Annotated in this window: 9 protein-coding genes; all 9 read left to right on the forward strand. The window is 64.0% G+C overall.

The features are described from left to right. Positions 1–324: 324 nt before the first annotated feature. Positions 325–948, forward strand: coding sequence for a cytochrome c3 family protein (locus tag VLU25_17005; protein HSR69633.1), 624 nt, complete (start codon positions 325–327; stop codon positions 946–948). Further along, positions 945–4,001: a TAT-variant-translocated molybdopterin oxidoreductase gene (locus VLU25_17010; GenBank protein ID HSR69634.1), complete on the forward strand. Its 3,057-nt coding sequence runs from the start codon at positions 945–947 to the stop codon at positions 3,999–4,001. The genes VLU25_17005 and VLU25_17010 overlap by 4 nt, the downstream gene beginning before the upstream one ends. Beyond that, positions 4,001–4,600, forward strand: a complete 600-nt coding sequence (locus tag VLU25_17015; protein HSR69635.1) for a cytochrome c — start codon at positions 4,001–4,003, stop codon at positions 4,598–4,600. The genes VLU25_17010 and VLU25_17015 overlap by 1 nt, the downstream gene beginning before the upstream one ends. Before the next feature lie 2 nt (positions 4,601–4,602). Then, positions 4,603–6,522 carry a cytochrome ubiquinol oxidase subunit I gene (locus tag VLU25_17020; protein ID HSR69636.1) on the forward strand — a complete coding sequence of 640 codons (1,920 nt, stop codon included), beginning with the start codon at positions 4,603–4,605 and terminating at the stop codon, positions 6,520–6,522. 25 nt (positions 6,523–6,547) lie between these two features. After that, positions 6,548–7,321 (forward strand): cytochrome c, encoded by a 774-nt coding sequence (locus VLU25_17025; protein ID HSR69637.1) that lies wholly within the window; start codon positions 6,548–6,550, stop codon positions 7,319–7,321. Then, a complete protein-coding gene (locus tag VLU25_17030; protein HSR69638.1) occupies positions 7,318–8,136 on the forward strand; it encodes a cytochrome c in 819 nt (272 codons plus the stop codon). The genes VLU25_17025 and VLU25_17030 overlap by 4 nt, the downstream gene beginning before the upstream one ends. Next, positions 8,129–9,889, forward strand: a complete 1,761-nt coding sequence (locus tag VLU25_17035; protein ID HSR69639.1) for a c-type cytochrome — start codon at positions 8,129–8,131, stop codon at positions 9,887–9,889. Before VLU25_17030 ends, VLU25_17035 begins: the two co-directional genes overlap by 8 nt. Further along, positions 9,886–12,078, forward strand: coding sequence for a universal stress protein (locus VLU25_17040; GenBank protein HSR69640.1), 2,193 nt, complete (start codon positions 9,886–9,888; stop codon positions 12,076–12,078). The genes VLU25_17035 and VLU25_17040 overlap by 4 nt, the downstream gene beginning before the upstream one ends. A gap of 176 nt (positions 12,079–12,254) precedes the next feature. Next, positions 12,255–13,076, forward strand: coding sequence for a GNAT family N-acetyltransferase (locus VLU25_17045; protein ID HSR69641.1), 822 nt, complete (start codon positions 12,255–12,257; stop codon positions 13,074–13,076). Positions 13,077–13,098 lie beyond the last annotated feature (22 nt).

A 13,098-nucleotide genomic window follows, 5' to 3' on the forward strand; every position in this document is an offset into this window, starting at 1 on the left:
GAAACGGCCATGCTACGGTCAGCGATTATCGGCAACCGTACAATGCTGTGTCAAGGACTTTCTTATCGGGGGTTTAGACGGGGGCCGAGGGTCAACAGTTTGCCTTATTTGGAGAGGCGGCAAAAACGGCCTCTGAAAGCCCATCTAAACGTAGACAGAATCAAGACATTGAGGGCCTTCTCAAGAGGGGGCCGAAGGGTTGTCTCCGAACCTTGACAGGTATCCGGGCAACGGCTATCCTTTCGCCAACTTTCTCGCGGGAAAGGACACTCGGAAAGGGAGGGTGCGCGATTGGCGCAGATTTTTCCTCGATGGATAAACAAGTTGCCTGCTGCCGGGGCCGTCGCCACTGCTGTCATGGCGGTCGCGGTGGGGGGCGGGATGTGGTATTTCTTCTCGCCCGAATACACCGACGTAGGCTATGCCCCGGTGCAGCCGGTTCCCTACAGCCATGAACTGCACGCTGGACAATTGGACATCGACTGCCGCTACTGCCACGCCTCGGTGGAAAAATCGGCGGCGGCCGTCATTCCGCCTACTCAGACCTGCATGAACTGCCATCAGTTGGTGCTGCGCGACAGCCCCAACCTGGCGCCCATCGTGGAAAGCTCCACCAGCAAGCGCCGCATGCGCTGGGTGAGAATCCACGATCTGCCCGAGTACGCCTACTTCGACCACTCCTCTCACGTCAACCAGGGCGTGGGCTGCGCCAGTTGCCACGGACGCATCGACCAGATGGTGGTGGTCCGCCAGGTGGAGCCGCTGAGCATGGCCTGGTGCCTGGACTGCCACCGCAATCCCGGCCCTCACCTGCGACCTCTGGAGGAGGTCACCAACATGAACTGGACGCCCTCGCCGGATCCGGCCCAGCGTCAGGCCTTCATCGAGTCCGCCATGGCCCAACGCAACATCAATCCTCCTGTCGACTGTTCGGGGTGCCATAGATGATCCGAAAGTCCAAGATCGAGCTTTCTTCCCCCGAGTACTGGCGCAGCCTGGAGCAGTTGGCCGACGACCCCCGATTCAGACGCTACCTGGAGGACGAGTTCCCCAGCACGGCCCCGGCCTTGGACGAGCCCATGGACCGCCGCCGCATGCTGGCGCTGATGGGAGCCTCCTTCGCCTTCGCCGGACTGGCTTCCTGCCGCCGCCCCGTGGAGCACATCGTGCCCTACGTGGACGCGCCCGAGAACGTCGTTCCCGGCATCGCCAAGCATTACGCCACCACCATGCCCGACGCACTCTCCGGCTACGGGCTGGTGGTGGAAAGCCACGAGGGGCGTCCCACCAAGATCGAAGGCAACGAGCAGCATCCGTCCACCGGCGGAGCGTCGCACCCCCACCATCAGGCCGCCATTCTCTCGCTCTATGATCCCGACCGCTCGCACAGTCCGCGGCGGGGGCAAGAGGTGGCCGACTGGGAAGCCTTCAAGACCTTCTGGGGGGAATGGGCAGCCGGATTCGAGGGGGAAGGCGACGGACTGGCGGTGCTGAGCGCGCCCTTTTCTTCGCCCACGCTCTTCCGCCTGGCTGAAGCCTTCAAGGCCCGCTATCCGAGTGCCCGCTGGGTGACCTACCAGCCGGTCGGCGACGAGAACCGCCTCAAGGGACTCAAGCTGGCTAGCGGACAAGACTTGCAGGCTTGCCCGCGCACCGGGCAAGCCCGCGTCATCCTGGCCCTGGACTGCGATTTCCTGGGGACGGAATCCGACTCGATAAGGGCCTCGCGCGGATGGGCCGAGAGGCGGCGGGTGAACGACCCGCAGGGAGACATGAGCCGCCTCTACGCGGCGGAAAGCGTCCTCTCGCTGACGGGACTCAACGCCGACCACCGCCTGGCGGTCAAGAGCGGGCAGATCGCCGCCTTGGCGGGAGCTCTGGCCGCCGAGCTGGCCTCGCGCGGCTTGCAGCTCGAGGTTCCTCAAGGCGCCTCCGCGGCCTCGGTGGAGGGCATGACCGACGATACCTTCCTGCGTTCCGCCGCCGACGATCTGACGGCCGCCGGAGCCGAAGCCCTGGTGGTCTGCGGACGCAACCAGCCGCCCGTCGTGCACGCCCTGGTCTACGCCATCAACCAGGCCCTGGGAAGCAACGGGAACACGGTCGAGTACTATCCCCTGGAGCAGGCCTATGCTCCCGACACGCAGGCACTCAAAGACCTGGCCGCGGCTATCGAAGACGTGGCCGTGGACGCCCTCCTCATCCTGGGCGGAAATCCGGTCTACGACGCTCCCCACGATCTTCGCTTCGATCGGCTTATGAAGCGGGTCGAGGTGTCCGTCCACCTCAGCGACCGTTACGACGAGACCTCGGCTGAGGCCACCTGGCATCTGCCCTTGGCCCACTTTCTGGAGTCTTGGGGCGACGTGCGCAGCGCCAGCGGAGAACTGAGCGTTATCCAGCCGCTCATCGAGCCTCTTTACGGCGCCCTGCCCATGACCCGCGTGCTGGGACTGCTGGCCGACAGCCAGGACCTCTCAGATTACGAGCGGGTGCGCGAAACCTGGCGGACTCTGTTGCAGGGGCGGGGCGACTTCGAAACCGAGTGGCGGCGGACGCTGCACGACGGCATCCTGGCCGGCAGCCGTTCCGCCCCCGTCAATCCGCCCTACCAAACGGGCGCCGCGAGGGGCCAGATGCCCGTCCCCGTGGCCAACAGCGAGCGTGAGTTCGAACTGGTTCTGGTGCCCTCTTACGGCGTGGGGGACGGCAGCCAGGCCAACAACGCCTGGCTGCAGGAGCTTCCCGACCCGGTCACCAAGCTGGTCTGGGACAACGCCGCCATCCTCTCTCCCGCCAGCGCCGCCGAGCTGGGCGTCAAGACGGGAGACAACGTGGTCCTCAAATACATGGGCGGCGTGCTGGAGGCCCCGGTGTGGATTCAGCCCGGGCAGTGCGACGGCTCCATCACTCTGGCCCTGGGCTACGGACGCAGCGCCGCAGGACGGGTGGGCAACGGAGTAGGACGCAATGCCTACAAGCTCATGCATTCCGACGCTCCCCGCTTCGGCGCCACCCTGCTGGTGCAGACCACGCGCCGCAAGAGCCAGTTGGTGTCGACCCAGGACCACGGCAGCATGGAGGGCCGCGAGATCGTGCAGTGGGGGACGCTGGATGAGTTCAGAGAACATCCCGAGTTCGCCCATACCCACACGCCCCAGACCCAGCTCTTCGATTCCCACCCCTACGAGCGGGGACCTCAGTGGGGCATGGCCATCGACCTTAACGTGTGTACCGGATGCAACGCTTGCGTGACCGCCTGCCAGAGCGAGAACAACGTCCCGGTTGTGGGCAAGACCCAGGTCGGCCACGGACGCGAGATGCACTGGATCAGGGTCGACCGCTACTTCGGCGGACCCCAGTCCAACCCATCCGGCGCCTTCCAGCCCATGCCCTGCCAGCATTGCGAGAACGCGCCCTGCGAGCAGGTTTGCCCGGTAGCCGCCACCGTCCATGACAGCGAAGGCCTCAACGTGATGGTCTACAACCGCTGCATCGGCACCCGCTACTGTTCCAACAACTGTCCCTACAAGGTGCGCCGCTTCAATTTCTTCAACTACACCCAGAAGCGTCCTGAGGTGGCCAAGATGGCGGCCAATCCCGACGTCACCGTACGCTCGCGCGGCGTGATGGAAAAGTGCAGCTTCTGCTTGCAGCGCATCAGCGAGGGCAAGAAGAAGGCCAAGCAGCAGGGGCGTCCTCTGGCCGACGGGGACGTCGTCACCGCTTGCCAGCAAGCCTGCCCCACCCAGGCCATCGTCTTCGGGGACATCAGCGACCCCGACAGCCGCATCTCTCAAGCCAAGCGGCAGGCGCGCAACTACATTCTGCTGGGAGAACTCAACAACCGTCCCCGCAACTCTTACCTGGCCCGCCTGCGCCATCCTCACCCCGAGCTGGAAGCCAAGCGCAATGAGGCCATGGAAGCGGCCCCGCAACCGGCCGAAGAGCATCAAGAGGCTCCGGCCCACGGTGCGGCACCGCATGGAGGTGGGGCCTGATGAACCGTTTAAGGCAGCATCCTCAGAGGAATCCTCTTTCAGCCCGGCTCAAAGTGCTGGCGCTGCTTTCGGCCATGCTCTTCTCAGCCGGATGCCTGCGCGGATGCACTTCGACCTCGCCGCCCATCCACATCAATCCCAACATGGACGACCAGCCCAAGTACACGGCTCAGGGCTCCAGCGGATTCTTTTACGACGGCGGAGCCATGCGTTTGCCCGTGGCCGGCACGGTGGCCCGAGGCGAGTTCTACGAGAGGGACCAACAGGCCCTGCTCACGGGACGTGACGCCCAAGGCAACTTCGTCAGCAATCCGCTCGACGTCGACGAGGCCGTGATGGCGCGGGGCAAGAACCGCTACAGCATCTATTGCCGCCCCTGCCACGGAGAGTTGGGAGACGGACTGGGCGTGCTCTACGACAGCGGCGTGCCGGTGGCCAGTTTCAAGGATCCCCGCATCGTGGCCCTCCCGGACGGCGAGATCTTCGACACCGTCACCAACGGCAAGGGATTGATGTCGGGTTACCGCTACCCGGTCCCCGCTGAGGACCGCTGGGCCATCATCGCCTATCTGCGCAACCTTCAGCAGGAGGAAGAGTAAAGATGAACGCGAAACGAGGCGGGCTGATCCTGCTGTTGGCCATCGTGGTCCTGACGCTGGGACTGATTGAGACCTGGACCTATCTCAACGATCGGGCCTACCTTCCCCCCGCCTCGGTGGAGCAGGGCGATTCCACGCCCCGCGACCGCGGGTTGGCCGACGAGCAGGCGGCCATCGAAGAAGAGCAGCGCAGCAAGCCTTACGAAGAGGCCGAGTACCGCGCCTTCCCGGTCATCGGAAGCCGGGTGGCGGTGTGGATCGTGGCCCAACTGCACCTGCTCTTCGCCGCCTTCGTGCTGGCGGTGCCGATTTTCGCCGTCATCATCGAGTTCATCGGCTACTTCAGCAAGAATCCCGAGGATGCCAAGCGCTACGACAAACTGGCCTACGAGTTCACCAAGCTGCTCTCGACGTCGTTTTCTTTCACGGCCGCTTTCGGAGCCTTTCTGCTCTTCATGCTCATCATGCTTTACCCCAAGCTGATGAACTACCTGGCCAGCGTCTTCTCGCCCACTTTCGCCCCCTACGTGGCGCTCTTCTTCTTCGAGGCTTTCTTTCTCTATTCCTACTACTACGGATGGGGCAAGTTCTCGCCCAAGGTGCACCTCTTTCTGGGGGTGATGCTCAACCTGGTGGGAACGGCCATCATGTTCATCGCCAACGCCTGGCTGACCTTCATGACCTCGCCGGCGGGCGTCAGCGAGTCGGGGGCCCTCATCAGCACCTGGGAGGCGGTGACCAACTACACCTGGATGCCCATCAACATCCACCGCATCATCGCCAACGTGGCCTTCGGCGGATCGGTGGCGGGCGCCTACGCCGCCTACAAGTTCTTGCAGGCCAAGAGCGAAGAGCAGCGGGCCCACTACGACTGGATGGGCTACATCGGCAACATGGTGGCCATCGCCGCCTTCCTGCCCCTGCCTTTCGCCGGCTACTGGCTGGCCTCTGAGATCTACGCCTTCAACCAGACCATGGGACTGCAGATGATGGGCGGAGCCTTTTCCTGGCTCTTCATCATCCAGGCGGTTCTGATCGGCAACCTCTTTTTGGGGGCCAACTACTATTTATGGCTGGGCATGGGACGCGTGGAGGGCTCGGAGCGCTATTACCGCTTCACCAAGTACCTGCTGGCCGCCATCCTGCTCTGCTTTATCGTGTGGGCCACGCCCCGTTCCATCATCGCCACCGTGGACGAGGTGCGGGCCATGGGCGGATCGTCGCATCCGGTGCTGGGGTATTTGGGCGTCATGTCGGCCAAGAACACGGCCGTCAACATCCTCATCCTGACCACCTTCATGAGCTTTCTGCTCTACCGGCGGGCGGGCAAAAAGGCCACCGTGCCGTGGGCGGCCAAGGGCAAGTCGATCCAGTTTCTGATCTTCGCGGCGGCTTCGATTTTCGTCATCTTTCTGGGCGTCTACGGATACTTCGTGGAAGCCAGCGTGCGCATCGGACTCTCGGTGCCCCAGGTGCTCAGCGTGCTCATCGCCATGGTGGCCATTACCGTCATCGACATTCCCCTCTTCAAGGGAGCCGAGTCGATCGGACGCACCAAGTGGGGCAAGATTCCGCCCATCTCGCAGTACGTCCTCATCTTCCTGGCGGTGACCTTCACCTGGCTGATGGGACTGATGGGATACGTCCGCTCGGGACTGCGCCAGCACTGGCACGTCTACGGCGTGGTGCGCGACACTTCGCCCGACGCCTTCACGCCCACCCTGGGATTCGCCACCCAGGTGGTGAGCGTGGCCGTGTTCATCTTCTTCGTCCTCATCGGACTGGTGTTCTGGCTGACCAGCCTGAGCGACAAGGCGAAATACCAGGAGCCCGTGGCGGCTGCCGAGAAGTCCAAGCAGAGACCGCAACCGGGAGCCCAGGGCTGGCAGCCTGAAGCCGCGCCCTCGGACAAGTCTCTCTAGGAGAAAAGCGAGGAGCAAGCAAGGAATGAAAATACCTGCCGCATTGAAGATCGCCGTGCTGGCCGTGGCCGCTACGATCTTCTACGCCTATGTGGGGCAACTGGTGCCGCAAAAACGGGTCGATCCGCCTGAAGAGACGGTAATCGAAGAGGACCTGTCGCCGGAAGAGCTGGCCAACGTCGGCCAAGGCATCTTCCAGGGCAAGGGACTCTGTTCCACCTGCCACACCATCGGCAAATCGGGCGCATTGCGTTTTCCCGACTTGAGCGGCATCGCCTCCAGGGCCTCGACACGCATCCCGGGCATGGGCTCGCTGGAATACCTGACCCATTCGCTCTACCGCCCCAATGAATTTATCGTGGACGGATTCAATCCCGGCATGCCCGAGATCAACCGTCCCCCCATCGGACTCAACGACCAGGAAATCCTGGCCGTCATCGCCTATCTGCAGACACTGGGGGGCTCGCCCACCGTGACCCTGGACACCCAGCTTCCCATTCCCGGCAGCGAAGCGGCCCAGCAGGCCTCCGCCGAGCCCGCCGGGGGGGAGGCCGCGCCGGCCGCACCCTCGGCCGGCGGCCCCTTGGCCCAGCACGACTGCGGACGCTGCCACAACCTCGACCAGCCGGGACGGCTGGAGGCCGCCAGCCTGGTCGACGTGGGCGCCCGCCTTGACCGCAACGCTATAATGGCCTCGATCCTCAGCCAACACCAGCAAGAGCCTTTTATGTCTCAAGTCACCCTCCAGGAATTGCAGCGGATGGTCGACCTCCTGGCCGCTAAAGGAGGGACCGAATGAATTGGACCATCGTCATTCCCATCCTGATCTTGATGCTCATCCTGCAGTGGCGCCGGGTGGGCATGCTGACCTGGGTTTTCGTGTGGTGGGGCAGCCTTTATGTGATTCTCAGCTACGGCTTCGCCACGCCCATTCCCCAGTCGGTGATCGAACTCTACATGGGGATCGTCACGCTGGGGCTGATCGTCTATGTGACCGCCAACAAAGAGCGTTGGCAGGCCGTGTGGGGTCCGCTCAGGGCTTTCATGACGGAACGGCGCTACCTTCCCATACTGCTGCTGGTCATCGTCGCCGTCCCCTCCCTGGTGGCCGCCAACGTCTATTGGAACATGACCGCTCCGGTGCAGGCGCCGTTCTTCGCCCGCACCATCCACCCCGCTTCGCCCGCCAGCATTACCGCCTTCGACGGCAAGGAATTCAACCTGGTCACCCTCGACAATCCTTTCCGCAATCTGGAGGACAGCGATCCGGCGGCCTTTCAGCGCCACGTCGAGAACGGACGCCGCGTCTACTACGAGAACTGCCACTACTGCCACGGCGACAACATGGCCGGAAACGGGCAGTTCGCTCACGGACTCAACCCCATTCCCACCAACTTCGCCGATCCCGGCAACATCCCCAATCTGCAGGAATCGTTCCTCTTCTGGCGCATCGCCAAAGGGGCGCCGGGACTGCCCGAGGAAGGCGGTCCCTGGGAGTCGGCCATGCCGGTATGGGAGAAATTCCTGACCGAAGAGGAGATTTGGGACGTGGTGATCTTCCTCTATGAATTCACCGGGTTCCGGCCGCGCGCCCGGGAGGAAGGCCATGAATAAACCGCTCAAGCGCGCATGGCAGGTGAGTTTTGGGGCGGTGGCCGCGGCGGCGCTGAGCGCCGGACTGTGGATCGCTTTGGGCGCCACCACCCAGGCCCAGGACATCGATTTGGGCAGCGAAGCCCAGCGGCAGGCCGGAAAGGTGCTCTACGACAAGAATTGCGCCCAATGCCACGGCCAGGAGGGCGATGGCCTGGGAGTGGGAGCCGACTACCTCAAGCCCCGTCCCCGCGACTTCACCAAGGGCAAGTACAAGGTGCGCACCACGCCCACTGGGATGCTGCCCACCCATGAGGACCTCAAGAACATCATCCGGCGGGGGATGCCTTATTCCTCCATGCCGCCCTGGCCCAACCTGAGCGATCGGCAGTTGAGCAACTTGTCCCACTACCTCAAGACCTTCTATCCCTCCTGGGACGATCCAGCCGCTCACTCGGCGCCCCTGCGGCTGCCCTCGGCGTCTTCCTCCAGCGAGGAGTCGGTGGCCCGCGGACGCGAACTCTACGTCGAGCTGGGATGCGTCCGCTGCCACGGCGAGCAAGCCCGCGGCAACGGTCCGGCGGCCCGCGACCAGACCGACGACTGGGGATTCCACCTGCGTCCGGCCGACTTGACCAAGCCCTGGACCTTCCGCGGCGGCAACACCCCGGAGGACGTCTACCGCACCTTCGTGACCGGACTCAACGGCACGCCCATGCCCGCCTACGAATCGATCATCCCCGAAGAGTCCGACCGCTGGGCCCTGGTCCATTACATGTTCTCGCTGTCCGACTCCCCCGAGCCCAACTACGCCAGCCTGGCGCGGGTGGTGCCGCTGCAGGGCGAGATCAGCCTGGAGCGGGGACGCGAGATGTTCGAGGAGGCGCCCATGGCCCGCTTCCCCATCGTGGGCCAGATCATGGAGCCGGGACGCATGATGTTTCCCAGCGCCGTGGACGTTGAAGTGCGGGCCGTCTACAACCAGCAGGACATCGCCATCCTGGTGGAATGGAACGACATCTGGAACGAAGAAGAAGGCGGCAACGATCCCTCGGTCCAAGTCCCCCGCTGGGACCCCGAGGCCGAGCGCAACCGCATCCTGCTGGAGCCGGCCAAGTTCGAGGGTGGCGGACAGGCCCAGCCCGCCGACGATCCCTTCGCCGATCCCTTCGCGGCCCCGCCGGCGGAGTCGGAAAGCGCAGCCGCGGAGGATGGGGCCGAAGAGGCTCCGGCCGAGCCCGCTCAGCAGTGGTCCGACGCCATCGCCATCCAGCTCCCCAAGCAGATGCCGACGGGCGCCCGCAAGCCCTACTTCATCTTCGGAGACGCCCAGAATCCGGTGGAACTCTGGTACGCAGAGATGTCCACCAAGACTCCCCAGCTCTGGCTGGGGCGGGGCAGCGTCTCGCTGACTCCCGACGATACGGGAGAACCCTTCGAATTCACTGCAACCTTTGAGCACGGCCGCTGGTCGGCCATCTTCAAGCGCACCCGCACTTCGCGGCGCAGCATTTCATTCGAGCAGGACACCTTCATCCCGGTGGCCTTTTCCACCTGGGACGGATACAACACCGAACGGGGCAACCGGCGCGGCCTCAGCCAGTGGTTCTACTTCTACATGGTACCCACCGATCAGCCTTCGCCCCTCTATCCGATGGCGCAGAACGCGCTGGCCGTCCTGGCTCTGCTGGTGATCGTGGTCTTCACGGTGCGGCGCAAGTTTTCACAGCAAACCAGCCAGGCATCCTCTCAACAACAGGAGGCAACCACATGAGTACGGCACCCGATGTGCTGAACCAAACAGGACAGAGTTTCTTAGAGCAGCTTTATCGAAGCATCTACGTGCCCGTCGACAACTCGGCCCATTCCAACCGGGCCGTCGATCTCTCCATCGAACTGGGCCGGACCTTCGGCGCCTCCTTGACGGGATGCCACGTCTACGCCGCCCGCATGCACGACTACCGCTTCAAGCAGATGGAGTACACGCTGCCCGAAGAATACCTGCAGGAACAGGAACTCGAGCGGCAGCGCAAGATCCATGACAGCCTCATCACCATGGGGCTGGAACTGATCTCCGACTGCTACCTGGAGGATATGGCCAAGAAGTGCGAGTCGGTGGACGTCGAGTTCGAGCGCAAGATGATGGACGGCAAACATTCCGAGGAACTGCTTAAGGACATCAAAGCCTCGGGATACGACCTCACCATCCTGGGCGCCGTGGGCATCGGCAAGGTCAAGGACACCCAGATCGGCTCGGTTTGCGAACGGGTGGTGCGCTATTCGTCCAACTGCGATACCTGGGTGGTCAAGCACGTCCCCGGCAAGGACGAAGAAGAGCGCGACACCATCCTGGTGGGTATCGACGGGTCGCCCCAGAGCTTCGGCGCGCTGAAGACCGCCATCGCCCTGGCCAAGCGCCTGGGCAAGCGCATCGAGCTGATCGGCGTCTACGATCCCTACCTGCACTACGCCGTCTTCAAGGGCATCGTCAACGTCCTCACCGAGAAGGCCTCCAAGGTCTTCCGTTTCGAAGAGCAGAACCAGTTGCACGAAGAGATCATCGACACCGGACTGGCCCAGATCTACCAGTCCCACTTGCAGGTGGCCCAATACATGGCCCGCCAGGAGGGCGTCGAGGCCTCGACCACGCTTCTGGACGGCAAGTGCTTCCAGAAGGTGCTCGACCACTCCAGAAAGATCAAGCCCTGGCTCATCGTGGTGGGACGGGTGGGCGTCCACAGCGCGGCCGACGAGCCCCATCTGGGCAGCAACGCCGAGAACCTGCTGCGCCTGGCGCCCTGCGACATCCTCTTCACCACCCGGCTGGAGCATCCCGAGCTGGACGTCAAAGCAGACGAGTCCATCACCTGGACTCCCGAGGCCGAGGAGCGCATGACCCGCGTCCCCGAGATGGTCCGCAACATCGCCCGCACCGCCATCCTGCGCCTGGCCGTGGAGAAGGGACACTCGGTGGTCAGCAACAACCTGGTAACCGAGGCCATGGAGCGCTTCATGCCCAAGCAGACCTCGGCCACGACCACCAACCTGGCCGAGAAGCTGGCGCTGGAACACGCCCGCCAGAACCAACTGGCCATGTGCCGCAAGTGCGGCGTCACCGCCAAGACACCTGACCCCGTCAGGTGCTCGGTGTGCGGAGGCACCGACTTCGAGGTCATCACTCCCGAAGTCATCCAGCGCATCGCCGAAATGGAAGGCGGGGTGGAGGAAGAGACGGCCTACGACGGACGCAAGGTCAAGTGGACCCAGGACGCCCGCCGCACCCTTTACGCCATCCCCGACAAGTACCAGATGCGCCGTTCCAAGGCCCGCATCGAGAAAAAGGCCCGCCTGGCCCGGCGCGACACCATCACGCTGGAATTCGCCGCCTCGGTCATCGACGAGGAGACCGGCTCCAGCATCCTGCCCAGGGCTCAGGAGACGGTGGCCCAGGCCAAAGCGGAGACTCAGGACGCGCCTGCCACGACGGCCGAAGGCGAAGCCGCTTCGGGCTGTCCCATGTCGGCGCTGCACTCCGGCAAGGCGGCCAAGCCGGCCTCTTCCGGCAAGCAGGTGATCGCCAAGGACGAGAAGGGCAATCCGCTGCTGTCGTCCTACGAGTGGAGCGCCGAGGCGGCCCAGCGCATCCTGCGCGTCCCCTCGGGATTCATGCGCGACAAGACCCAGGAGCGGGTGGAAGTCCTGGCGGCCCAGCGCAGGGCCGATTTCATCACCATCGAACTGGTGGAAGCCGGCCTGGAGATCGGACGCCAGATGATGGCCGAGATGCTGGGCCAATACCAGGGCGCCGAGCAACCCTCCGAAGAGGTCAAGCAGGAAGCCGAGAGCCCTCAAGGCGAGGCTAAGGACGTCCTCAACGGCCAAGCCGACAGCGGCCGCGGCGTCCCCAACGAAACGGGCTGGATGTCCGACATGGTCAAAAAGCGCAAGAAGATCCTGGAGTAGTTTGCAGCGGTGAGCCCGGCAGCAGCCTAATTTTATCCCACGCCTTCAGCGTGGATGGTGTGACGCAGGAACCCAGGGTTCCGCCCTTGCCGCGCTCCGCTTGCAGCGGGCTGCACCCCGGGTATAATTTGCGATCCAAACCGAACCCTGAAAGGGTGGAATAACGTCCCCAACCCATGCCCTCCTTCCGCTTTTGCCGTCCCGACGACATTCCCTTGCTGGTCGAGGCGGTCAATCAATGCTACGACGTCCACTTCCCGGACGCTGAACGGCTGACCCTGTCCGCCTTCCAGGCCGAGATCCGCGAACTCGACATGTGGGCCAGCAACTGCATGGTGGCCCGCGAAAACGACCGTCCCATCGGCGTCCTCATCGCCGGCAAACGCCCCCAGGAGGTCCTCATCCGCCGCCTGGGCGTCCACCCTGCCTTCCAGGGCCGCGGCGTAGGCTCCCACCTGCTCACCTCGCTGAGCCAGAAGCTGGCCGTCCTGGGCCCGGACCGCCTCATCATCGAACTCCCCCACCGCCACGACCACCTGCTCCCCTTCTTGCAAAAAAACCGCTACCGCCAGGAAGCCACCTTCTACACCTACACTCTCACCGCCCCCCCAACCACCCCGCCGCCTCCCGACCTCGTCATACCCTTCACCCTCCAAGACGCCCTGGACAACGACGTCATTGGGGCGCCCGAGGCGCCGAACCCCCAACCCTGGGCATCCCAACTCCCATCTCTGAAAGCCCTCGCCGAGCGCCTCAAGGGCTACGCCATAGCCTCTCCCGACCGCATCGAAACCTACCTCCTCTTCACCGACTCCACAACGGGCACCACCATCCACCGCCACGGCCCCACCGGATCGCCCCCCTACCTCCCCATCCTCCTCTCCCACACTCTGGCTACCTGCCCTGCTCCCATTACCCTCCAAACCTTTTCCCCACTCCCCAATATCACGCCAAACACCGCGACCCGCCTCTTGGCTGCTGCTGCAAAGCCCCTTTGACGGCGGCTTGCCTGGAAGCCGG

Source organism: Acidobacteriota bacterium (genome assembly GCA_035471785.1).
GTDB lineage: Bacteria > Acidobacteriota > UBA6911 > RPQK01 > DATIPO01 > JANQFM01.

Bases quoted from the DNA above. Each gene is read 5' to 3' on its own strand.
- VLU25_17040 (HSR69640.1), top strand. From the start codon at position 9,886: ATGAGTACGGCACCCGATGTGCTGAACCAAACAGGACAGAGTTTCTTA.
- VLU25_17030 (HSR69638.1), top strand. From the start codon at position 7,318: ATGAATTGGACCATCGTCATTCCCATCCTGATCTTGATGCTCATCCTG.
- VLU25_17010 (HSR69634.1), top strand. From the start codon at position 945: ATGATCCGAAAGTCCAAGATCGAGCTTTCTTCCCCCGAGTACTGGCGC.
- VLU25_17015 (HSR69635.1), top strand. From the start codon at position 4,001: ATGAACCGTTTAAGGCAGCATCCTCAGAGGAATCCTCTTTCAGCCCGG.
- VLU25_17045 (HSR69641.1), top strand. From the start codon at position 12,255: ATGCCCTCCTTCCGCTTTTGCCGTCCCGACGACATTCCCTTGCTGGTC.
- VLU25_17035 (HSR69639.1), top strand. From the start codon at position 8,129: ATGAATAAACCGCTCAAGCGCGCATGGCAGGTGAGTTTTGGGGCGGTG.
- VLU25_17025 (HSR69637.1), top strand. From the start codon at position 6,548: ATGAAAATACCTGCCGCATTGAAGATCGCCGTGCTGGCCGTGGCCGCT.
- VLU25_17020 (HSR69636.1), top strand. From the start codon at position 4,603: ATGAACGCGAAACGAGGCGGGCTGATCCTGCTGTTGGCCATCGTGGTC.